21 protein-coding genes are annotated in these 21,343 nt (G+C 57.9%); 10 read left to right on the forward strand and 11 right to left on the reverse strand.

Annotated features, from left to right (window positions below; genetic code table 11):
- The first annotated feature begins 2 nt into the window (after positions 1–2).
- The 8 genes from FFS64_RS18670 to FFS64_RS18705 are packed head-to-tail and all read left to right on the forward strand — an operon-like array spanning position 3 to position 9,316.
- Positions 3–143, forward strand: a complete 141-nt coding sequence (locus tag FFS64_RS18670; protein WP_137806626.1) for a type VI secretion protein — start codon at positions 3–5, stop codon at positions 141–143.
- 17 nt (positions 144–160) lie between these two features.
- Positions 161–1,351, forward strand: coding sequence for a type VI secretion system-associated FHA domain protein TagH (gene tagH / locus FFS64_RS18675; protein ID WP_137806627.1), 1,191 nt, complete (start codon positions 161–163; stop codon positions 1,349–1,351).
- Between the two features lie 5 nt (positions 1,352–1,356).
- Complete coding sequence (gene tssJ, locus FFS64_RS18680) at positions 1,357–1,857, forward strand: type VI secretion system lipoprotein TssJ (protein WP_137806628.1); 501 nt, start codon at positions 1,357–1,359, stop codon at positions 1,855–1,857.
- Positions 1,858–1,859: 2 nt separating this feature from the next.
- Entirely contained in the window at positions 1,860–3,191 is a 1,332-nt protein-coding gene (gene tssK, locus FFS64_RS18685; RefSeq protein WP_137806629.1) for a type VI secretion system baseplate subunit TssK, read from the forward strand.
- Between the two features lie 5 nt (positions 3,192–3,196).
- Positions 3,197–4,090: a type IVB secretion system protein IcmH/DotU gene (gene icmH / locus FFS64_RS18690; protein WP_137806630.1), complete on the forward strand. Its 894-nt coding sequence runs from the start codon at positions 3,197–3,199 to the stop codon at positions 4,088–4,090.
- Positions 4,090–7,593, forward strand: coding sequence for a type VI secretion system membrane subunit TssM (gene tssM / locus FFS64_RS18695; protein ID WP_137806631.1), 3,504 nt, complete (start codon positions 4,090–4,092; stop codon positions 7,591–7,593). Before icmH ends, tssM begins: the two co-directional genes overlap by 1 nt.
- Entirely contained in the window at positions 7,593–8,321 is a 729-nt protein-coding gene (locus FFS64_RS18700) for a PP2C family serine/threonine-protein phosphatase (RefSeq protein WP_137806632.1), read from the forward strand. Before tssM ends, FFS64_RS18700 begins: the two co-directional genes overlap by 1 nt.
- Positions 8,318–9,316, forward strand: coding sequence for a serine/threonine-protein kinase (locus FFS64_RS18705; protein WP_137806633.1), 999 nt, complete (start codon positions 8,318–8,320; stop codon positions 9,314–9,316). Before FFS64_RS18700 ends, FFS64_RS18705 begins: the two co-directional genes overlap by 4 nt.
- 24 nt (positions 9,317–9,340) lie before the next feature.
- On the opposite strand, the gene FFS64_RS18710 is transcribed toward FFS64_RS18705, so the two are convergent.
- The 11 genes from FFS64_RS18710 to FFS64_RS18760 all read right to left on the reverse strand — a co-directional run bounded on the left by FFS64_RS18710 (position 9,341) and on the right by FFS64_RS18760 (position 19,500).
- Positions 9,341–11,278: a DUF4105 domain-containing protein gene (locus FFS64_RS18710; protein ID WP_372242176.1), complete on the reverse strand. Its 1,938-nt coding sequence runs from the start codon at positions 11,276–11,278 to the stop codon at positions 9,341–9,343.
- Positions 11,279–11,298: 20 nt separating this feature from the next.
- Complete coding sequence (locus FFS64_RS18715; protein WP_137806635.1) at positions 11,299–11,619, reverse strand: DUF2388 domain-containing protein; 321 nt, start codon at positions 11,617–11,619, stop codon at positions 11,299–11,301.
- A 28-nt stretch (positions 11,620–11,647) separates the two neighbouring features.
- Positions 11,648–11,965 (reverse strand): DUF2388 domain-containing protein, encoded by a 318-nt coding sequence (locus FFS64_RS18720; RefSeq protein ID WP_137806636.1) that lies wholly within the window; start codon positions 11,963–11,965, stop codon positions 11,648–11,650.
- Between the two features lie 107 nt (positions 11,966–12,072).
- Complete coding sequence (locus tag FFS64_RS18725; protein WP_095194638.1) at positions 12,073–12,390, reverse strand: DUF2388 domain-containing protein; 318 nt, start codon at positions 12,388–12,390, stop codon at positions 12,073–12,075.
- 142 nt (positions 12,391–12,532) lie between these two features.
- Positions 12,533–12,742, reverse strand: a complete 210-nt coding sequence (locus tag FFS64_RS18730) for a DUF1127 domain-containing protein (RefSeq protein WP_095194639.1) — start codon at positions 12,740–12,742, stop codon at positions 12,533–12,535.
- Positions 12,743–13,000: 258 nt separating this feature from the next.
- Positions 13,001–13,216 (reverse strand): DUF1127 domain-containing protein, encoded by a 216-nt coding sequence (locus tag FFS64_RS18735; protein ID WP_028619839.1) that lies wholly within the window; start codon positions 13,214–13,216, stop codon positions 13,001–13,003.
- 319 nt (positions 13,217–13,535) lie between these two features.
- The gene (locus FFS64_RS18740) at positions 13,536–15,029 is read right to left on the reverse strand and encodes an acetyl-CoA hydrolase/transferase family protein (RefSeq protein ID WP_137806637.1); all 1,494 of its coding nucleotides are present in this window, start codon (positions 15,027–15,029) and stop codon (positions 13,536–13,538) included.
- A gap of 214 nt (positions 15,030–15,243) precedes the next feature.
- Positions 15,244–16,680 (reverse strand): NAD(P)(+) transhydrogenase (Re/Si-specific) subunit beta, encoded by a 1,437-nt coding sequence (locus FFS64_RS18745; RefSeq protein ID WP_137806638.1) that lies wholly within the window; start codon positions 16,678–16,680, stop codon positions 15,244–15,246.
- Positions 16,677–17,033, reverse strand: a complete 357-nt coding sequence (locus tag FFS64_RS18750; protein ID WP_137806639.1) for an NAD(P) transhydrogenase subunit alpha — start codon at positions 17,031–17,033, stop codon at positions 16,677–16,679. Before FFS64_RS18750 ends, FFS64_RS18745 begins: the two co-directional genes overlap by 4 nt.
- Before the next feature lie 11 nt (positions 17,034–17,044).
- Entirely contained in the window at positions 17,045–18,166 is a 1,122-nt protein-coding gene (locus FFS64_RS18755) for a Re/Si-specific NAD(P)(+) transhydrogenase subunit alpha (RefSeq protein WP_137806640.1), read from the reverse strand.
- Between the two features lie 434 nt (positions 18,167–18,600).
- Positions 18,601–19,500, reverse strand: coding sequence for a LysR family transcriptional regulator (locus FFS64_RS18760; protein ID WP_137806641.1), 900 nt, complete (start codon positions 19,498–19,500; stop codon positions 18,601–18,603).
- A 158-nt stretch (positions 19,501–19,658) separates the two neighbouring features.
- On the opposite strand from FFS64_RS18760, the gene FFS64_RS18765 reads away from it, so the two are divergent.
- Both FFS64_RS18765 and FFS64_RS18770 read left to right on the forward strand, forming a co-directional pair.
- Positions 19,659–20,840 (forward strand): acyl-CoA dehydrogenase, encoded by a 1,182-nt coding sequence (locus FFS64_RS18765; RefSeq protein ID WP_077047085.1) that lies wholly within the window; start codon positions 19,659–19,661, stop codon positions 20,838–20,840.
- Between the two features lie 12 nt (positions 20,841–20,852).
- On the forward strand, positions 20,853–21,343 hold a 491-nt coding region (locus FFS64_RS18770), incomplete at its 3' end, for a CaiB/BaiF CoA-transferase family protein (RefSeq protein ID WP_171017104.1).

A 21,343-nucleotide genomic window follows, 5' to 3' on the forward strand; every position in this document is an offset into this window, starting at 1 on the left:
GCATGCCTGTTCGTCACTGGCAGGCCGCTTTGCTGGCGCTCGTCGTTTTATTCGGCGTTGGCGGCTGTGGCGGCAATTACAAGTACAACGACAACACCTATCGCCCCTTGGGTGATCCGCAGGCGGGCAATCGCGGCAAGTAACCGCGGGGAGCATCACCATGGAACTGGTTTTAGAAATGCTGAACAACAAGCAGTTCGTGCCGACCGATTTGTGCCAGAAAACTTTCACACAATCCGGTGGCTTGATTGGTCGGGGTGAGGATTGCGATTGGGTCATTCCCGACCGTAAACGTCACCTTTCCAGCCACCACGCAATGATCAGCTTTCACGAGGGCGCGTTTTACCTGACGGATCTCAGCAGCAACGGTATCCAAGACCGAGTCAGTGGTACCCCTTTGACCAAGGGGGAAGCGATGCGTATCGAGGCCGGCAACATTTACGCGCTGGGCGACTTCGAGATCCGCGCGCGACTGAGTCATGACTCTGCATTCTTAGACGCCGAAGCCTGCCGTTCCACCAGGACAGGCAACATCATTCCTGACGATGTGTTCCTTGAGTTCGATCCGTTGAGGGGCATTGATCAGATGGAGCGTTCTTGCTACGAGCTCGATGAACTGAATGACTTCGAAGTGCCGTTTCAAGCACCCATGCAATGCGCCGACTATGCACGCATCGATATGGAAAATCTGACGGTACCGCAGCTGGTTGAAACTCCGTCAGAACCCGCATCAGTCAGACCCAAGGTAACCGAGCCTCAGCGTGAGGATTTCTGGGAGCGCTTCGGTGCCGCACTGGGAGTAGATCTCAAGGGCCTCGACCCTGTCGCCCGCGAAGCAGTAGCGCTCGATGCCGCACGATTGCTCAAGCAAAGCGTCTGCGGCTTACAGCAAAGCCTGCGCACCCGTAGCGAGCTGAAAAACGAGTTGCGGCTTGCCCAGACGACCCTGCAAGGGTTACCCATAAACCCGTTGAAACTCGGCGTTGGTGCAGGTGAGGCGCTGGGGATGCTGTTGGCCAATAAACCAGGTCAATTATCAGCAGAGCAAGCGATCTCCCGTGTTTTCCGTGATCTACAGGCGCACCAAGTGGCGTTGCTGGCCGGCAGTCGCGCAGCGCTTCGAGGGACTCTGGAGCATCTCTCACCACAACAGCTGACCTTGCGTTTCGAGCGCGATAACAAGTCACTGATCGCCACTTCCGGTAGCCGTTGGAAAGCCTATGGCCGTTACCACCAGGCCCTGCTACAGGATGACGACTGGAGCGAGCGTTTGCTGACGAGAGACTTTGCACTGGCCTATGAAGAGCAGATTCGCCTGATCTCCACTCTCCATTCTGACCTCCAGGGATGACGCACATGTCGCGCCGTTGGACTGTTTCAATCAATGCGCTGAGCGGTCTCGCAGCGCTGGTTTTGCTGACTGGTTGCTCGGTGTTATCGCCGTATTCCGGTATGACCAAACTCAATCTGAAGCTGACCGCCAGTGATCAACTGAATCCGGATCTCCATGGGCGCCCATCTCCGATTGTCGTGCGCCTGCTAGAGCTGAAGCACCCGGTTGCGTTCGAGAACGCCGACTTCTTTAGCCTTTACGAGCGCGCGGCGACATCTCTGATGCCGGATCTTGTGACCAGTGAAGAGCTACAGCTGCGCCCAGGGGAAACTGTAGAACTCAAGCTAAGCGTGCAAGGGGAGAGTCGCTTCGTCGGCATCCTCGCTGCTTACCGTGACCTGCCTGAATCCAGGTGGCGCTTCACCGTGCCACTCACATCAGGGGACATTAACAACTCGGACATCAAGCTCGACCATGCCGGTATTCGCAGCAGCAATGAAACTCTCACCAAGGCAGGTGATTGAACATGCATACCCATAAAATCATGTGGCAAGAAGGCATGTTGCTGCGTCCGCAGCACTTGCAGCACAGCGATCGCTACCACGACCATCAATTGAAAGCCCGAACACAGCTTGTAGGCAGTTACATCTGGGGTCTCCTGAACCTGGAAATCGATCTGCAGTTTCTCAAGATGGGGAAAGTGGTTATCAACTGTGCCTCGGGGATCCTGCCGGATGGCAGTCTCTTCGAAGTGGGAGGCAGCACCAGACCGCTCGTCCTGGACATACCTGCCAACACCGTCAATTCACCCATCTATCTGGCGCTGCCGCTAGTGACCGGCAACCATGTCGAATCACGCCGCCCGGAGCAAAGCGACGTACTGGCGCGTTACATCGCCTATGAAATTGAGATCGCCGACTCCAATGCGGGAGACGGTTGTACCAGCACGGTGAGTTGCGCCCGTCCGGACTTCCGCTTAATGCTAGGCGAACAGCAAAACGATCAGGCCTTTGTGAAGCTGAAAGTCTGCGAAGTCCTCGACACCACTCCCGATGGTGTGATCACCCTCGCTCCGGATTTCGTGGCGACGTACCTGCAGGTGCACTCGTCCAGATATCTGCTCTCTTGTCTGAAAGAGGTCATCAGCATGCTCGGCCATCGGGGGGACGCCATTGCCGAGCGGATTCGCTCCAATGGCAAGGTGGGGGGCGCGGAAGTGGGCGATTTCATGATGCTGCAATTGATCAACCGTACCGAACCACTGTTGCGTCATTACCTCACCAGGGAGCAGGTTCATCCTCAAGAACTGTACTGCACACTGCTGACCCTGCTGGGCGAACTGGCTACTTTCTCCAGCGAAAGCAAGCGCCCTGGTCTGGACAGTCGCTATGAACACAGTGACCAGGGTACAAGCTTCCGCAAACTCATGGAGGCGATTCGTCAGGTTCTATCGATGGTGCTGGAACAGCATGCCGTCGAGTTGCCGATGCAGGCGCGTCAGTACGGAATCATTGTTTCGCCGTTGCACGACCATAAATTACTGGGCTCGGCCTCGTTCGTACTCGCCGCCAGTGCCCAATGCGATGGCGAAGAACTGCGTCATCGATTGCCGACACACCTCAAGGTCGGTCCGGTGGAGAGTATCCGTCAACTGGTCAATCTTCATTTGCCGGGTATCAAAGTCAGGCCTTTACCGGTAGCCCCGCGACAGATCGCATTCCACGCCAACAAAACCTATTTCATCCTCGAACTCAGTTCCGAATACCAGACACAACTCGAACGCTCTGGCGGCTTTGCGTTCCATGTCTCCGGTGAATTCGCCGAGCTCGAATTGAAATTCTGGGCCATCAGGAACTGAGCAACATGATCAAGGACATGGAACACCATCAGGACGACAAAACCGTGCTGCTCGATCGTTTGGGCCATGGCCCGGCGCAGGGAAACTTGACTGACTCCACCGCACCACCGCGTTTCGAACAGTTGGAGGCGCGCATGATTTACGCCGCTCGACAGCGGCCGGCACATACTTTCAGCATCAGTCTCAACGCGTTGGTGGCGGCGGCGTCCGGCCTGTTATCGGAAGTGGTGCGGCTCAAACAGAGCGCCACCGGTGGAGACTTGCCAACCCTTCACCAGCGATTGAGTACCGCGTTGGGAGATTTCGTTAATAACGCGCTACATAAAGGTGTCGAAAGTAGTCAGGTATCAACTGCACGTTACGTACTGTGCACAGTCGTTGACGAGGCCGTGGCGACCTCTGCGTGGGGTAAGGAAGGCGAGTGGTCGAAAATGAGCCTTCTGAGTACATTTCACAATGAGACGTCTGGTGGTGAACGATTCTTCCAGCTCCTTGATCGTCTATCAAAAAACCCGGTGAAGCACCTGCCGATGCTGGAGCTGATGTATCTGTGCCTGGCACTTGGATTCGAGGGCAAATACCGAGTTCAGTCGCGAGGCCATCAGGAGCTTGAAAACCTTCGTGATGCACTCTATCGGCAGATTCACCAGTTGCACGTAGATGTTCCGCGTGAACTTTCACAGCACTGCGAAGGCGTTGGTGAAGGCCAGCGGCGTGGTCTGGTGCAGTTTGTGCCGTGGTGGATGGTGACGCTGATTACTGCGGTGTGCCTGGTGATTATGTACTCAGGGTTCGCTTGGGTATTGGTTGAGCAGCGCGCTTCGACTTTAAAGCCGTTCCAGCAAATTGACCAAGCAGCGGTTCAATCGCAGTCGCACCAATTGAAGGGGCGCTGGTGATGGTCAAGCTCTTCAGAAGAACCGGCCCTTTCCTGAAAAAGACATGGATCTGGAGCCTGTTGTTGGTGTTGTTTGTCGCACTGCTGGTGTGGCGCATCGGACCGCTGTTGGCGGTGGATGATTACAGGTTCTGGGAAAGTCCCACTTCGCGTCTGCTGAGCATCAGCGTGTTGTTCCTGGTCTGGGGTCTGACCATGGTTTTCGTCAATTGGCGCGCCGGTATACGCAAGCAAATCCTGGAAAGCTCCGAAGACGGTCGGGCAAGTCTGTTCCGTCATCAAAAGATCAATCAGGAATGCACAGAGCTGAAGGTGCGCTTCAAGAGTGCCCTTCACACCCTCAGGACTTCGAGCCTCTATCGCGGGCGTCGTGAATTGCCGTGGTACTTGCTGATCGGTCCTCAGGGCAGTGGCAAAACCAGTCTACTGGAGCGTTCCGGCCTGGAGTTCCCGCTCAATTCGTTCGACCGCAAGCTGACTCGCGATTTGCTCAGTACAGAGTATTGCGATTGGTACTTCACCGAGAACGGTGTGCTGCTCGAAACGGCCGGCCGCTACCTGACTCAGTCAAACGTCGAAGTCGACGCCAGCGGCTGGAGCTATTTGCTCGGCCTGTTGCATAAACGACGTCGTAGCAGACCGCTCAATGGTGTGATGGTAGTGCTCCCGGTGCAAACCTTGCTCAGCCATGACCATGAGAGTTTGGACGATTTGGCGAAACACGTGCGTTCACGTTTGCAAGAGATACAGCAAAGGCTGCACGTCGACCTTCCGATCTATTTGGTGTTAAGCAAAACGGATGATCAGTCGGGCTTTCACGAGTTCTTCGATCACCTGACCCGGGAGGAAAAGGAGCAGGTGCTGGGCGCCAGTCTGAGTAAAACGTCGCTGGCGTCTGACGCTACCGCGGTACGCATCGAATTCGAAGCATTGCTACAGCGCCTCAACAGCCAGGTGATCATGCGCATGCATCAAGAGCGCGACCCGCTGCGTCGAGGCCGAATTCTCGATTTTCCGCATCAATTGGGGCAGGTTGGTGAAGGGCTGTGCAAATTCGTCGAACAGACATTTAGCAGTAGCCGTAACCTGCACACGGGCCAATTGCGTGGTTTCTACCTCACCAGTGTCACTGACTCAAACAAGCCGCAGGATCACCAAACTGACGCCGGTGGAGGTCTGAAACAGGGGGGGGCGCCGGTCCGGCATGCCGGGCATTCGCGGTTTATCCACCATTTGTTCAGTCGGATCATTTTTTCCGAATCCGGTCTTGTCGAGCTGGACAAGCGTGAACGCAACCGTCTTTCCTGGATGCAGCGCGCGCTGTATGTGGGGGCGCTGACTGCATTGAGCTTGTTTGGTTTTTTATGGGCCAGCAGCTTCTCGGCCAACCATGAGCGCTTGGATAATCTTCGTGCTCTGGCGCAGACTTGGATTCAACAGCGTTCGACCCTGACCGCACAAGATGAATGGCTGCCGGCGTTGGAGTCCCTCGACACCAGCTACGCGGCAACTCAGTTGTTCCCTGACAAACGCGATGTTTCGTACCACGAGCGCGGGGGCTTGTACCAAGGTGTAGAGGTAAATACGGTGATCAGAAGTGCCTACGAGCGCGAGCTTGAAGCGCACCTTCTGCCGCGGCTCGCGACGTTGCTGGAAGGGCAGATCCGCGCCAATATGAAAGACCGCGAACGTTTGCTCAACGGCCTGCGTGCATACCTGATGCTGAGCGATCAGGATCGTCGCGACGTGGCATGGCTAAAACAATGGATTGCTACTGAGTGGTCCGTGCGATACGCGGGCAACACTTCAGTGCAATACCGCTTGAACAGCCATGTTGATCATTTGCTTGGGTTGCCATTCAGTTACCCCCTCAATAATTCACTAGTAGCCCAGGCACGTCAGAGCTTGCGCAGCGAATCCCTGGCCAATGTGGTTTACCGAATGCTCCGCGAGCAGGCTCGCATTCTCCCTGAGTACCGTTTGAGTCAGCATCTGGGGCCACAGGGTGCGCTATTGATTGGCACCGATCATCTGATCCCTGGGTTTTACACCCTGCAGGGTTATCAGCAGTATTTCTCGGTCCGAGGCGCAGCGCTGGTCACCGACATTCTGCGCGACAACTGGGTGTTGGGTGAGGGCTCGGACATCAGCGACATGGACTTGCGGCGCTTGATGGTCGAGCTAGAGCAACTGTATTTCCGTGACTACGCCAATGCATGGGGCGAGGCGATGGGGCGGGTTGCTTTGCAACCCATCAACCACGCCGTCGAAGGGGCAGAGCAGCTGGCTGGCCTGACATCTGCCAGCTCGCCCTTGATGCAACTGCTCGTGCAGGTGCGTGAAAACACTCATTTCCCGGTAGTCACCGATGCTGTAGATGACGTAAAGACAGCCACACAAACGTTGGCAGAGAAGGGCGGCAAGGTTGGAAATCTTGCCGTTGCCACGCTAGAAAAAGCATCAGGCGCATTGGGCAGTAATCTGCCAGACACCGCAAGAAAGGCCCTGCAACGTCGCTTTGAACCTCTCCACCGCTTATTGGATGAAAACAACGGTCCGAGCGCTGACCTGACCCCCATGCTGCAAGCGCTCAATGAGCTGCAACTCCAACTGTCGAGCCTGGCTCGTGCCAGCTCACCTGATCAGGCGGCGTACGACCTGGCCAAGGCCCGCATGGTCAACCAACGTGATGCGCTGAGTCAGTTGCGCATGGCCTCAGGTCGCTTGCCGCGACCAGTCGGTGCCTGGTTCAACGTGTTGGCCGAAGATGCCTGGCGTCTGGTACTTGGCGACGCCTATCAGTACCTGAATCAGCGTTATCAAAGCGAGCTGTACGGTTTCTATGGCAAGGCGATCCACAAGCGTTATCCATTTAGCGCGCAAAGCGCCAGCGACGTGGCAATCAGCGATTTCCGCGAGTTTTTCAAGGCTCAGGGCATCGTTGACCGCTTTTTCGACAACTACATGCGTCCGTTTGTCAGTGGCGGCCCGGGTAACTACCGTTTGCGCAGTATTGATGGTCAAAATCTGCCCGTTTCGCGGATTTATCTCGACCAGATGGCTTCAGCGCACATCATTCGCCAGAGTTTCTTCGCGGAGAATTCCGCCGAGCCGCACGTGCTGTTCAAGCTGGAGCCGTACACCCTCGACCCGACGGTCAGCCGTTCCGAGTTCCGCTTTGGAGACAAGGCCATGGAGTATCGCCACGGCCCAATCGTAGCGGCATCCTTCAAATGGCCAAACGCTGCCGAAGATGGCCGCGCCAGCCTGGTACTCGAGAGAATGAGCCAACGTCCGATCGGTATTGAGAAGAACAGCGGTCCGTGGTCGTTGTTCCGTCTGTTGGACCTGATGCAGACCGAATACCTGATCGGTCGTGATGTACTCGTACTCAAAGCCGATCTGGGTGGCCTGCGCGCCAACTACCTGCTGACGAGTCAACGTGCGCCGAATCCGTTCGATATGGGTGTATTGCGCACGTTCCGCATGCCGGTGCAGCTCTGATGTCGATCATTAGTCCCTGGCGTAGTGCTGCGCGTACCGACCTCGGCAAGGTCAGGGGGCGCAATGAAGATGCCTTTCTCGATTGTCCACAGCAGGGGCTTTGGGTGGTCGCCGATGGCATGGGAGGGCACCAAGGGGGCGATATTGCCAGCCAGATGATCGTTGCCAGCCTGGCGGAGATGCCGATGCAAAAAAACTTCGATGATCGACTCAGAGGTGTGAGTCAGTGCCTGCGTTGGCTCAATCGTCGTTTGGGCCAAGAGTTGACCCTGATGGCCGGACACCAGGGCAACATCATCGGCAGCACCGTCGTAGTGCTGATGGTGGACGGCAGCCGTGCGGTGTGTATCTGGGCTGGCGACAGCCGCTGTTACTTGTGGCGTGACCAATGCTTGTATCAGCTGACCAAGGACCATTCGCTGATGCAGCAACTGATTGATCAGCAGCAGATATGCGCTGGACAGGCTAGCACGCAACCGCATGCCGGTGCTTTGACCCGGGCGGTGGGGGCAAGTGAGGAGCTGACGCTCGAGGTACTGGAATTGATGGTGTATCCCGAAGACGTGTTTTTGCTGTGCAGCGATGGTTTATATCAAGCCTTGAGTAGCAACACGCTGGGTAACGCCCTGAATTTGAATACACCAACGCAAGCGGTGGAGCGCTTGTTCGATAGTGCCTTGAGCGGTCCGGCGCGGGATAACTTGACGGGTGTGGTGATTCGCCAATGAGTGAGCCCGCATCAACACCTGAGAAACTCCCGGTCTGCGAAGGGGCGGTCGCCGACCTGACCTATTTTGCTTTCGCCAAACCTGCCACCGCATCCCAGGACGCCATCTCGCCCCAGGCCTCCGCCGTCGAATTGCCTGAAGTGCTGTCGGGACGATACCGCATCGAGCGGTTGCTCGGTGCCGGTGGTATGGGCGTGGTATATCGCGCACGGGATCTGTTGCACGAACAGTTCGGTGATCGTGAGCCTTGCATCGCGCTGAAAATGCTCGGCGAAGAACTCGCCGACTCCCCGGACGCCAGCGCCTTGCTCTACAGCGAGTTCGCCCTGACCCGACGTTTGCACCATCCGAATGTGCTGCGCTTGAACAGTTTTGAAGTGGACACACGTTGCCGACGAGCCTTTTTCACCATGGAGCTGATGCGCGGCCTGACCCTCGATAAACTGCTCTGCGAAAGGCCTCTTGGAATATCGTGGCCAGAATTGCGCGATGTCGCGCTCCCGCTGCTCGATGCACTGGCCCATGTCCACAGTCGTGGTGTGCTGCATGGGGATCTAAAACCGAGCAACGTGATGCTTAGCGAAGAAGGCGTTCGGCTGTTTGATTTCGGTCTGGGCCGAGCCGATGAAAGCGTCATTCCGGGCCTGCCCAAGCTGAGTCGCGACCGATTCAATGCCTGGACCCCGGGCTATGCGGCCCCCGAATTACTTGAAGACCAGCCACTGTCCGTTGCTTCGGACATTTATGCCGTGGCCTGTGTGTTATATGAGTTGGCGGGTGGCAAGCACCCGTTCCGCCGTTGGCCCTCAACCCGCGCGCAGGATGAGCATCTTGACCGTGAATTGCGAGCCCCCCGGTATTTGCCGAAACACTGTTGGCCCGCTCTACAAAAGGCCCTGAGTTACGATGCAGCCCAACGCACTATCACGGCCCAGGAGCTGTATGACGCCTTCAACACGCAATCGTCGTGGTTGCGACGCTGGGCCGGACGCTGATCTGGTCGATCAGGTTGTAAGGCATCAAGGCAACTCCAACCCCCCCGACGCCTTATGCAATTTACGCAGATGCTCCCCAATCTGCTTCACGTTAGCTTCATTGGCCGCCATCTCAGCAGCGCGTTCCGGTTCGAGCAACGCTCTGACTTCCTTATCCAGATCCCCGCTCAGTGCCTGCAGTTGTTTCTGGCGCAGGCTGCTTTCCGATTCCAGTCGTTGCCATTCATTCGGTTGCGGCAAGCCATAGCCGCCGCTGCCGAGCAGTTCCGCCGGGCGACTGAGGAAGCCGCTGTTGGCGAGAATTTCCTGCAAGGTTTTATTGGCCCTGTCCATGCCGCCGTGCTGCAGTTCCCGGGCGCCCAGGTAGCGTTGCTTCACTTCGTCCTGGGCCAGCACCAATTGTTGGCGGAAGCTGGCCTGTTCGAGCAGGAGTAACGCGGCGCTGGTGCGCAGGTCAGCCTGATCGAACCACTGGCGGCGCTGTTCGGCTTTCAGTGACAGCCAGTCCTCGACTTTTTCCTGCTTGATCGGCAAGTGTTTCTTCAACACTTCGAACATTGCTTGATAGCGCTCGCGGAAGGAGTCGAAGCGATAACCCAGGCGCAGTGCTTCGCGGGGATCATCCAGCACGCTGGTGTCCGCCAGGCCGCGACCCTTGAGTACTTCGAGCAGGCCGTTGGGCATGATGCTGTCCAACCCCACCAGCTTCGAATTGTTGGTGCCGCTGCGCAGCAGTTTCAGGCCTTCTACGGCGCAGTTGTTGGAGAGAAAGAAGTAGTTGCCGTCGTAGCTCCAGTGCATCTCGGCGGCGTGTTCCACCACTTCTTCAATCTCGTTGCGCGACAGGTTCAGTGGCACGGAAGCCAGGCTGCGCAATTCGGTCTTGGTGTATTCATCGATCACCTGGGCCAATGGCAGCACAAACAGGCGCGACGGGTATTTGCCCACCAGCCCATCCCAGCTCGACAGCTGTACGTCACCGACGAAGGCGCGGTAGGACAGCACTAGATGTTGGTCCAGGTCCAGCCGACAGTCCGGGCCACGTGGTCGGCCCGGCGCGCAGATCACCAGGCGCAGCATGCTGTGGCCCCAGCGGCTGACCCAGTTCTGGTTGGCTTCGGCCAGCAGGTAGTCGACGGCATACACCCGCTCGGGGGCGACCTGACCCAGTGGCGTCTTGGCAAAGTCATTGCCGGCGTTGAGGAAGGCGTAGGTTTTGCCGCAGGTGTCTTTGGCGGCGGGCGCCCAGCCGAAGTGTTCCTGGTAGTAGCGGTACAGGGCAGGGCGGCGACAGGCGTAGCCGGGATCGAGGAGGAAGTACTCCATGTTGACCGCGACGAATTCTTTGGGGCTGCTGGTCTCGTAGATGTCCGGACTGCGTGCGATCTGGCGGTTGTACTGTTCGCGCTCGCCGCGACGGCCTACGTATTGCGGCCAGCCGGCGAGGTCGAGCAGGCGTGGATCGTCGCTGAGGGTAAAGCGGCGGCCGGACTGGCCACGGCATTGGTCGGGAATGCCGATCAGGCCTGAGCTGTTGTCCTGGCGGGTGCAGCGTTGGATCAAGGTACGCTCCGCCGGCGACCACAGGCGGGAGCGGTCATAGATGTGGGTCAGTTCGTGCAACACCGTGGCGAGCATTTCCCGGCGCACAGTGCCGTGAGGGCGGTAGGTTTTTTTGGTCGCGGCGCTGCCGTCCGTGAGGCTGGCCAGCAGTTTGCGATTCAGATCGAGTTCGGACACCAGCGATGCCTGGCCATAGGCGTTGCCGGGCATGTCATCGGTCCAGCCGACGTCAATGCGCCGGTCCAGTTGCTCGATAAAGCGCGGCGGTAGCGCCTGCATGGCTTCATCGAGCAAAGCCTGGCTGGCTTGTTGTTGTGCGGGACTCAAGCCTTCGGTCTTGAGGTGTAATTCAAGGCCGGCGTGGGCGCTGTTGCCAAATAGCAACAGCGCCCCGGCCATCAGCCAGGCTGCTGGAAACTTCACAGTGCGAGGATGGCTTCGGCGAGTACCTGATCACTGGCATCACGGGCTTCGGGTACGCGGGTGCGCAGCATGTCGAAGGCGGCTTCCAGGTGCGCACCGCGAATATCGCCATTGGTTGCGACGAAACTGGCGGCGTCGTCGTGGGCTTCACGGACGATTTTCGAGTCGCGGATCGACGTGGTGGTGTCGGAAGTGAAATCCAGTGTGCGCTCGGTGGCACGGATGAGGATGTTACTGGTGGCAACCAGGGTATGGGCCTGGGCCAAATCGGCCAACAACAGCAGGCCAAGGGTGGCGGCAATCAGCGGGCTACGCATGGAACGACTCCGGAGGAACTAAGGATAACTATTGGACGAGAATTGCCTGTGCCAGTTCAAGATCGCTGGCATGAAGTTTTGGCTGGGTCTGACGCAGATAACGCAGGGCCGACTCCAGTTGTGCGCCTCTCAGTTGGCCGTCGCTGGCAATGAATGCCGCGGCGTCATCCTGGGCGGCGAGCAGCAGTTTATGGTCGAAGGGGGCGGAGGTCACCATGCTTGTGGCGTAACCGCTGGCCACGATGCCTTGGGTCGACAGGTTAAAGGCGTCGAAGGCGCAGGCCGAACCCGAATAGTTGGCCGCAAGAAAGGCTGAAGTGAGTAACAGAGTTGAAAGAAAACGCATGAGACTCGACGGTTGAAAGCGAGTCCCAAGGCTAGCGCAATGCCCGGTCTAGAGCCAGCGCCGAAACACGGGGACACGTCGGGCGTGTCCCATGTCAGGGAAGGCGCTTAGATCGCGAGGATCGCCTGCGCCAGTTGTGCATCGGATGCGTTCAGCTGTGGTGCTTGATGGCGAATGTGGTCGAGGGCGCTTTCCAGTTTTACGCCGCGAATGTTGCCTTCGCTGGCAACGAAGCTGGCGGCGTCATCACGGGCGGCGAGTACGATCTTGTCATCGCGGAAGGATGAGGTGACGTCCGAGGTCGCGTCGGAGGTGGCTTTGAGTGCACCGACGACGGCATCGGTGGTCACGATGAAGCTGGTGGCGTGGGCATTGGCAGCCACGGCAAGCAGGGCTGCAGCGCTGAGCAGGCGAAGACGGGACATGGTGTAACTCCTTTGGTAAATCAATTGAAAAATGGCGCAGTGTCTGGAGAGTCAGACGTTAGACACTCCGCATTCGCCACGTTCTGTTCTGATATTAGGCCTGCGCATAGCCATTCGAACAGTCCCATCTGTTCGGGCGACATCAGCGCCAAAACGGTTTGTCCAATTCGTTGATACGCTCGGCGTGGCTGATACCCAGGTCTGAAAGCTGCCGATCATCAAGCTGGCCCAGTAAATACCGGGTTCTGCTTCTTTCCAGGCTGTTACAGAACCTGCAGAGCAATCCGCGGAGCCAGTTCAAGCGACGATTGGATTGAGGTGTGGAAAGAGAAGTGTCCTGAGCGTGATTCATGGCGCAGTCCTTTTGCAGTCAGGGTGGGATTCAAGAGTGATCCCGGCTGCATTCTGGCAACAGACACACTGAGGTTAAATTGTACTGGTTCAGTTATGTATTAATTGAAACTGTACCTGTTCGGCGCTTCATCTTCTGTGTCGCCTGTTTTAATTCACCAAAACGACAAAGCCCGTCGTGGTTTCCCACGACGGGCTTTGTTTGTTCAATTCGGGTTGCTGGCGGTGGACCCTGTGGGTCAGAGCCAGCGACGCTCACTTAGCGCCAGAACGGCTTGCTCAGCTCTTCGTAGCGTTGTGCTTCGCTAATCCCGGCGTCAGCCAGCAGACGCGAATCCAAGCGAGCCAGTTGGTGGCGGCTGGAGATGCGGCGCTGCCACAGCATCAGGTTGGCGATAACGCGCAGAGGCATGGAAGCCTGGGTTTTTGCAGCGGTGTTTTCGAAGAACAGATCGGAACTGAGTGTACGTTCCATGGTTTTCATCCTTCCGCTTGTGGCGGGATTAGGTAGTGGTTTAACTGGTGCCCATGATCCTCCTGTTTGCCTAGTCTCTGTAGATACAGTTCACCTGTATTGTGAGAGCTCAGTTAACTGTTTATAGGGGGTGTACTGGTCTAAATTGAGGCAACTGTACCTATCTGCACCGCAATGGTGCGTTTTTACTGATTTTGCATCGAGGTGTAGGGCTTTCCTGTAGAAAATGACCGGTACAGCAGTACAGTTTTTGACGAGTTTTGGCTTGGCAATAGCAAGCTGACGAAACTGTGTTTGCGTCAGCGGCTATCTGTATCAATTACACGGCAAGCATTCGCCCGGTTTCTTCCAGGTTCATGTGCCAACTCAGGGCATCGCGCAGGATATGTGGCGTGTGTCCGCCGATGGCGCAAGCCGCATTGAAGTAGTCATTCAATGCCTGGCGGTAGTCGGGGTGCACGCAGTTGTCGATGATGACGCGGGCGCGTTCCCGAGGCGCCAGGCCACGCAGGTCGGCCAGACCGACTTCGGTGACGAGGATGTCGACGTCATGCTCGGTGTGGTCAACGTGGCTGACCATCGGCACCACGCTGGAAATGGCGCCGCCCTTGGCGATCGACTTGGTCACGAACACCGCAAGATGCGCATTGCGCGCGAAGTCGCCGGAACCGCCAATGCCATTCATCATCCGCGTGCCGCAGACGTGGGTGGAGTTGACGTTGCCATAAATGTCGAACTCGAGCGCCGTGTTGATGCCAATGATGCCGAGGCGGCGGACCACTTCGGGATGGTTGGAAATCTCCTGCGGGCGCAGCACCAGTTTGTCCTTATAGCGCTCCAGATTGCCGAACACATCGGCGTTGCGACGGCTGGACAGCGTGATCGAACTGCCCGAGGCAAAGCTCAACTTGCCGGCGTCGATCAGGTCGAAGGTCGAGTCCTGCAACACTTCGGAGTACATCGTCAGGTCTTCGAAGGGCGAGTCGATCAAGCCGCACATCACGGAGTTGGCGATAGTGCCGATCCCGGCCTGCAGCGGGCCGAGCTTGTTGGTCATGCGTCCGGCGTCGACTTCCTGCTTGAAGAAGTCGATCAGGTGATCGGCGATGGCCTGGGTGTCTACGTCCGGCGGCAATACAGTGGAAGGCGAGTCGGACTGGCTGGTGACCACGATCGCGACGATCTTTTCCGGCGGAATCGGGATGGCGGTGCTGCCAATGCGATCGTCGACCTTGACCAGCGGAATCGGCGTACGGGTAGGACGATAGGTCGGGATATAGATGTCGTGCAGACCTTCGAGGTTCGGGTTGTGCGCGAGATTGATCTCGACGATCACATGTTTGGCGAAGATCGCGAAGCTGGCGGAGTTGCCCACGGAAGTGGTCGGCACGATATGGCCTTGTTCGGTGATGGCGACGGCTTCGATGACCGCGATGTCCGGCAGCTTCAATTGCTGGTTGCGCAGTTGTTCGACGGTTTCCGAGAGGTGCTGGTCGATGAACATCACGTCCCCGGCGTTGATCGCCTTGCGCAGTGTGCTATCCACCTGGAACGGCATGCGTCGTGACAATACGCCGGCTTCGGTGAGCTGTTTGTCGAGGTCGTTGCCCAGGCTGGCGCCGGTCATGAGGCTGATCTTCAGCGGCGTGACCTTGGCCCGCTCGGCCAGTGCATGGGGTACGGCCTTGGCTTCGCCGGCGCGGGTGAAGCCGCTCATGCCGACGGTCATGCCGTCCTCAATCAAGGCGGCAGCCTCGGCGGCGCTCATCACTTTATCCAACAACGAAGGCAGGCGAATTCGGTCACGGTACATGGATTTTTATCTCGGGCAACGGGTAGCAGGAAGCGCAGTCTATTGAATTTCGCAGGTCCCTGTCCCGCTACCAAGGTCGCAAAAGAGGCCTCTATTCCGGGCCTTTCGAGCAAAACACCCTTACAGGATCAGTAACAAAGCAGTGGTTTGTCCGACGATTTGCGCAAACAAAAACGCCCCGACAAGTCGGGGCGTTTTGTGGTGCTGGCGAGGGTTATTCGACAGCCTTGACCATGTCTTCGATGACTTTTTTAGCGTCACCGAACACCATCATGGTTTTGTCCAGGTAGAACAGTTCGTTGTCCAGGCCGGCATAGCCGCTGGCCATCGAGCGTTTGTTGACGATGATGGTCTTGGCCTTGAACGCTTCGAGAATCGGCATGCCGGCAATCGGCGATTTCGGGTCGTTCTTGGCGGCCGGGTTGACCACGTCGTTGGCGCCCAGTACCAGCACCACGTCGGCCTGACCGAACTCGGAGTTGATGTCGTCCATCTCGAACACCTGGTCGTAAGGCACTTCGGCCTCAGCCAGCAGTACGTTCATGTGGCCCGGCATACGACCGGCAACCGGGTGGATCGCATACTTCACGGTCACGCCGCGATGGGTCAGCTTCTCGGTCAGCTCCTTCAGCGCATGTTGCGCCCGCGCTACCGCCAGGCCGTAGCCCGGAACGATGATCACGGTGTCGGCGTTGGTCAGCAGGAAGGTCGCGTCGTCAGCCGAACCGGATTTCACCGGGCGGGCTTCTTTCGAACCAGCAGGGCCGGCCGCATCCGCGGTGTTGCCGAAACCACCGAGCAGTACGTTGAAGAACGAACGGTTCATCGCCTTGCACATGATGTACGAGAGAATCGCACCGCTTGAGCCCACCAGGGAGCCGGCGATGATCAGCATCGAGTTGTTCAGCGAGAAGCCGATACCCGCCGCTGCCCAGCCGGAGTAGCTGTTGAGCATGGACACGACGACCGGCATGTCTGCGCCGCCAATCGGGATGATGATCAGCACGCCGAGTACGAAGGCCAGCGCCAGCATCACGCCGAAAGCGGTGTAGTCGCCGGTGAGCATGAAAGTCACGCCCAGTGCCAGTGTGGCCAGGCCCAGCAGCAGGTTCAGCTTGTGCTGGCCGGAGAACTGTACTGGTGCACCCTGGAACAGGCGGAACTTGTACTTGCCAGCGAGTTTACCGAAGGCAATGACAGAGCCGGAGAAGGTGATCGCACCGATGGCGGCACCGAGGAACAGTTCCAGGCGGTTACCGGCGGGGATCGCATCACCGAGTTGCTGGACGATGCCCAGCGACTGCGGCTCGACCACGGCAGCCACGGCAATGAACACGGCTGCCAGGCCGATCATGCTGTGCATGAAGGCAACCAGCTCGGGCATCTTGGTCATTTCAACGCGTTTGGCCATGATCGAACCGGCAGTGCCGCCGATCAGCAGGCCGACGATCACGTAGACGATACCGTCATGAGCCAGTTCGGCGCCGAGCTTGTAGATCAAGCCGACCGTGGTGAGGATCGCCAGGCCCATGCCGAGCATGCCGAACAGGTTGCCGCGACGCGACGTGGTGGGATGCGAGAGACCCTTGAGCGCCTGGATGAAGCAGACCGAGGCGATCAAATACAGGGAAGTAACCAGGTTCATGCTCATGCTTGCTGCACCTCAGCCTTGACTGCTTCGGCCTTGGCTGCCGGAGCCTTTGCTGGAGTCGCTTTCTTCTTGAACATTTCCAGCATGCGCCGGGTCACCAGGAAGCCACCAAACACGTTGACCGCGGCCAGGGCCACGGCCAGGGTGCCCATGGTCTTGCCTAGCGGGGTCACGGTGAGGGCGGCGGCGAGCATGGCGCCGACGATCACGATGGCCGAGATGGCGTTGGTGACAGCCATCAGTGGAGTGTGCAGTGCAGGCGTCACGTTCCAGACCACGTGGTAGCCGACATAGATAGCCAGCACAAAGATGATCAGGTTGTAGATACCGTGAGAGATCAGCATGTCTTCCATTGTTTTTATCCTCAGCCGTTCTTGCGCACGATCTGGCCGTCGCGGCACATCAGGCACGCGGCGACGATATCGTCTTCAAGGTTGATCACCAGTTGTCCTTCTTTATCGAACAACAGTTTCATGAAGTCCAGCAGGTTGCGTGCATACAACGCCGAGGCGTCGGCTGCGACCGCGGCCGCCAGATTGGTGGGGCCAACAATGGTCACGCCATTTTCGATCACCACCTGATCAGCCACGGTCAGCGGGCAGTTACCGCCTTGGGCCGCCGCCAGATCGATGACCACCGAGCCCGGTTTCATCTGCGCCACGGTTTCCGCGCTCAATAGCGTCGGCGCCTTGCGGCCTGGAATCAGTGCCGTGGTGATAACAATGTCAGCCTGCTTGGCGCGTTCGTGCACGGCCACAGCCTGACGTTGCATCCAGCTGGCCGGCATTGGGCGTGCGTAGCCGCCGACGCCGACGGCACATTCGCGCTCTTCATCGGTCTCGTAAGGTACGTCGACGAACTTGGCGCCGAGGGATTCGATCTGCTCTTTAACCGCAGGACGCACGTCGGACGCCTCGATCACCGCTCCCAGGCGTTTGGCTGTGGCGATGGCCTGCAGTCCGGCGACGCCGGCGCCGAGAATCAGCACGCGCGCCGCTTTCACGGTGCCCGCGGCGGTCATCAGCATCGGCATGAAGCGCGGATAGTGGTGAGCAGCCAGCAACACGGCTTTATAGCCGGCGATGTTGGCTTGCGAGGACAGCACATCCAGGCTCTGGGCGCGGGAGGTGCGTGGCGCAGCTTCCAGCGCAAACGCGGTAATGCCGCACTCGGCCATTTTGGCGATGGTTTCGTTGCTGAACGGATTGAGCATCCCCACCACAATGGTGCCGCTTTTTATCAGCGCAAGCTCGCTGTCAGTGGGGGCGACGACCTTCAGAATCAGCTCTGCACCAAACGCGTCACCGGCACTGCCAATGGTTGCGCCTGCGGCTTCATAGGCACTGTCGACAACGCTGGCATTGACGCCGGCGCCGCTTTGTACAGTGACCTTATGACCCTGGCCGATCAGCTTCTTAATGGTTTCAGGGGTTGCAGCAACCCGTGTTTCACCGGTCTGGGTTTCGAGAGGAACACCAATGTGCACGTCAAATCTCCTGCGTGATCTTATTGAGTAAACCCATGCACTGCGGATGGTGCGGCTGGGGCGGCCGATCAGCACGACTCCGCCAAATCAGGGCGGGGCGCGGCATTTTGCAGGCGAACTTTGTGCCCTTCAAGGGATTATGACGTGTGACGGAAAATTAACTACAAGTCACCCCGTGACCGAATGTCGCATAGATTCGGCTCAATCCCTTGTATATAGCGCCTTTCAGAGCTTTTTTCTTGAGTTTGAGAATTTTCACATAGGCCATATGAATGTTCCTGCATTGCTTCGAAATAGCGGCGCAAAGCCATATGTTCAGGCACTTGTGGGACGTTTGTACTGCTTTCGGTACAGTCTTCGAATATGCGACAAATAGTTATATCTGTAGGGTTTTTATTTTGCTGACTACGGGGTCAGCTATCGTCTGTAAGCCTTTATCCTTCGAGGCTGTAGCTGTGCGCCTGATTGACCAGCCAATCTCTGAATGCCCTTAAAGACGCTGATTCGACCTTCCGCTCAGGAATCATCAGGTAATAAGCCTTGATGCTCGAGAGTGCCTCGGGGTTGGCAATGACCAGTCGTTTCTCGGCCAGTTCACGCTGAATCAGGAAGGGTGGAATCAAGGCGATGCCCATGTCGTGCATGGCCGCCTGGGCCAGCATGGAGAATAGCTCGTAGCGCGGTCCTGTCATGTCGCGAGGGACATTCAGTCGCTGAGAGTTAAACCAATGTCGCCAGGCGTAGGGGCGGGTGGTCTGTTGCAAAAGGGGGAGTTCAGCGATTTCACCGGCGGTCAGATGAGTGTTTTTCCCCATCAGGTTGGGGCTGCAAACGGGAAGCGGATGTTCGCCCATCAAGCGGTGGGACTCCGTACCGGGCCAGTCCGCGTCGCCGAAGTAAATCGCTGCGTCGAAGTCCGTATCGGCAAACAGGAAGGGGCGCGTGCGGTTGGTCAGGTTGACCGTCACTTCCGGGTGTTTTTGCTGGAAGTCCTTGAGACGAGGCAGCAGCCACTGGGTACCGAACGTCGGAACTACGGCCAGTTCGATCACGTTGGCACCTTGCTGACCCATCACGGACAGTGTGTCCCGTTCGACTGCGTCAAGTTGGGTGGCGACCCTGCGGCTGTAGGAAAGACCGGCTTCTGTCAGCTTCACGCCGCGCCGCGAGCGTCGGAACAGTTCTACGCTGAGGAATTCCTCAAGGCCGGCGATCTGTCGGCAAATCGCCCCTTGAGTCAGCGAAAGTTCCTGCGCTGCCTTGGTAAAGCTCTCATGGCGTGCGGCTGCCTCAAAGCTGATCAGGGCGGTTGTGCTGGGTATCTTCCTGCGCATGTACGTCAACCTCACTAATACATAGCGTTAAATGCGTTTTGCGACGTTTCGGAGTGAGAAATTAGCACAACAGTATGCAAAATCCTCGTTTGCCGAGACGGAGAACCGGGCCTAGGATCAGTCCACGTTTATTTGACCCGTTTCGAGAGGACACACTCATGGCCGGTAAAGCTAGCTTCAACTGGATCGATCCCCTGCTGCTGGACCAACAGCTCACCGAAGAAGAGCGCATGATCCGCGACACCGCCGCGCAGTTCGCCCAGCAGAGCCTCGCGCCGCGCATTCTCGAAGCGTTCCGTCATGAAAAGACCGACCCGGCGATTTTCCGCGAGATGGGCGAAGTGGGCCTGTTGGGTGCGACCATTCCGGAGCAGTACGGTGGCAGCGGCCTGAACTATGTCAGCTACGGCTTGATTGCCCGTGAGGTCGAGCGTATCGACTCCGGCTATCGCTCGATGATGAGTGTGCAGTCCTCGCTGGTGATGGTGCCGATCAATGAGTTCGGTACTGAGGCGCAAAAACAGAAGTACCTGCCGAAGCTGGCCTCGGGCGAGTGGATCGGCTGCTTCGGCCTGACCGAGCCTAACCACGGTTCCGACCCGGGCGCGATGATTACTCGTGCACGTAAAGTGGAAGGCGGATACAGCCTGACTGGCAGCAAGATGTGGATTACCAACAGCCCGATCGCCGATGTGTTCGTGGTCTGGGGCAAGGACGACGCGGGTGATATCCGTGGCTTTGTTCTGGAAAAAGGCTGGAAAGGTCTGAGCGCTCCGGCGATTCACGGCAAGGTCGGTCTGCGCGCATCGATCACCGGCGAGATCGTCATGGACAACGTGTTTGTCCCTGAAGAGAACATCTTCCCGGATGTCCGTGGCTTGAAAGGTCCTTTCACTTGCCTCAACTCGGCACGTTACGGCATTTCCTGGGGCGCGCTGGGTGCTGCCGAGTTCTGCTGGCACACCGCTCGTCAGTACACACTGGATCGTCAGCAGTTCGGCCGCCCATTGGCTGCCACTCAGTTGATCCAGAAGAAGCTGGCCGACATGCAGACCGAGATCACCATGGCGCTGCAAGGCTGCCTGCGTCTGGGACGCATGAAGGACGAAGGTACTGCAGCGGTTGAAATCACTTCGATGATGAAGCGCAACTCTTGCGGCAAGTCCCTGGACATTGCGCGCATGGCCCGCGACATGCTGGGCGGCAACGGCATCTCCGACGAATTCGGCGTCGCTCGCCATCTGGTCAATCTGGAAGTGGTGAATACCTATGAGGGTACACATGACGTCCACGCGCTGATCCTCGGTCGGGCGCAGACCGGCATCCAGGCGTTCTATTAATAGGAGAACGGCATGGGCGCGCTTTCACATCTACGGGTACTGGATTTATCGCGGGTGCTGGCCGGGCCGTGGTCTGGGCAGATCCTTGCCGACCTTGGCGCTGAAGTGATCAAGGTCGAGCGCCCGGGCAATGGTGATGACACGCGCGCCTGGGGCCCGCCATTCCTTAAAGACGCTTATGGCGAGAACACTAGCGAGGCTGCCTATTACTTGTCGGCCAATCGCAACAAGCAATCGGTGACTATCGACTTCACGCGCCCAGAGGGGCAGAAGCTGGTGCGAGATCTCGCGGCGAAGTCGGACATCCTGATCGAGAACTTCAAGGTTGGTGGTCTGGCGGCTTACGGGCTGGACTACGAATCGCTGAAGGCAATCAATCCGGACCTGATTTATTGCTCGATCACCGGATTCGGTCAAACCGGTCCTTATGCCAAGCGTGCGGGTTATGACTTCATGATCCAGGGGTTGGGCGGTCTCATGAGTCTGACGGGGCGACCCGAGGG

The sequence above is a fragment of the Pseudomonas sp. G(2018) genome (assembly GCF_005502415.1).
In the GTDB taxonomy this organism is placed as follows: Bacteria; Pseudomonadota; Gammaproteobacteria; order Pseudomonadales; family Pseudomonadaceae; genus Aquipseudomonas.

Coding starts and splice junctions, on each gene's coding strand:
- tagH (WP_137806627.1), top strand. CDS start 161: ATGGAACTGGTTTTAGAAATGCTGAACAACAAGCAGTTCGTGCCGACC.
- FFS64_RS18730 (WP_095194639.1), bottom strand. CDS start 12,742: ATGAATCACGCTCAGGACACTTCTCTTTCCACACCTCAATCCAATCGT.
- FFS64_RS18765 (WP_077047085.1), top strand. CDS start 19,659: ATGGCCGGTAAAGCTAGCTTCAACTGGATCGATCCCCTGCTGCTGGAC.
- FFS64_RS18725 (WP_095194638.1), bottom strand. CDS start 12,390: ATGTCCCGTCTTCGCCTGCTCAGCGCTGCAGCCCTGCTTGCCGTGGCT.
- FFS64_RS18710 (WP_372242176.1), bottom strand. CDS start 11,278: ATGGCCGGGGCGCTGTTGCTATTTGGCAACAGCGCCCACGCCGGCCTT.
- icmH (WP_137806630.1), top strand. CDS start 3,197: ATGATCAAGGACATGGAACACCATCAGGACGACAAAACCGTGCTGCTC.
- FFS64_RS18720 (WP_137806636.1), bottom strand. CDS start 11,965: ATGCGTTTTCTTTCAACTCTGTTACTCACTTCAGCCTTTCTTGCGGCC.
- FFS64_RS18700 (WP_137806632.1), top strand. CDS start 7,593: ATGTCGATCATTAGTCCCTGGCGTAGTGCTGCGCGTACCGACCTCGGC.
- tssK (WP_137806629.1), top strand. CDS start 1,860: ATGCATACCCATAAAATCATGTGGCAAGAAGGCATGTTGCTGCGTCCG.
- tssJ (WP_137806628.1), top strand. CDS start 1,357: ATGTCGCGCCGTTGGACTGTTTCAATCAATGCGCTGAGCGGTCTCGCA.
- FFS64_RS18735 (WP_028619839.1), bottom strand. CDS start 13,216: ATGGAACGTACACTCAGTTCCGATCTGTTCTTCGAAAACACCGCTGCA.
- FFS64_RS18705 (WP_137806633.1), top strand. CDS start 8,318: ATGAGTGAGCCCGCATCAACACCTGAGAAACTCCCGGTCTGCGAAGGG.
- FFS64_RS18745 (WP_137806638.1), bottom strand. CDS start 16,680: ATGAGCATGAACCTGGTTACTTCCCTGTATTTGATCGCCTCGGTCTGC.
- FFS64_RS18760 (WP_137806641.1), bottom strand. CDS start 19,500: ATGCGCAGGAAGATACCCAGCACAACCGCCCTGATCAGCTTTGAGGCA.
- FFS64_RS18715 (WP_137806635.1), bottom strand. CDS start 11,619: ATGCGTAGCCCGCTGATTGCCGCCACCCTTGGCCTGCTGTTGTTGGCC.
- FFS64_RS18740 (WP_137806637.1), bottom strand. CDS start 15,029: ATGTACCGTGACCGAATTCGCCTGCCTTCGTTGTTGGATAAAGTGATG.
- FFS64_RS18750 (WP_137806639.1), bottom strand. CDS start 17,033: ATGGAAGACATGCTGATCTCTCACGGTATCTACAACCTGATCATCTTT.
- tssM (WP_137806631.1), top strand. CDS start 4,090: ATGGTCAAGCTCTTCAGAAGAACCGGCCCTTTCCTGAAAAAGACATGG.
- FFS64_RS18670 (WP_137806626.1), top strand. CDS start 3: ATGCCTGTTCGTCACTGGCAGGCCGCTTTGCTGGCGCTCGTCGTTTTA.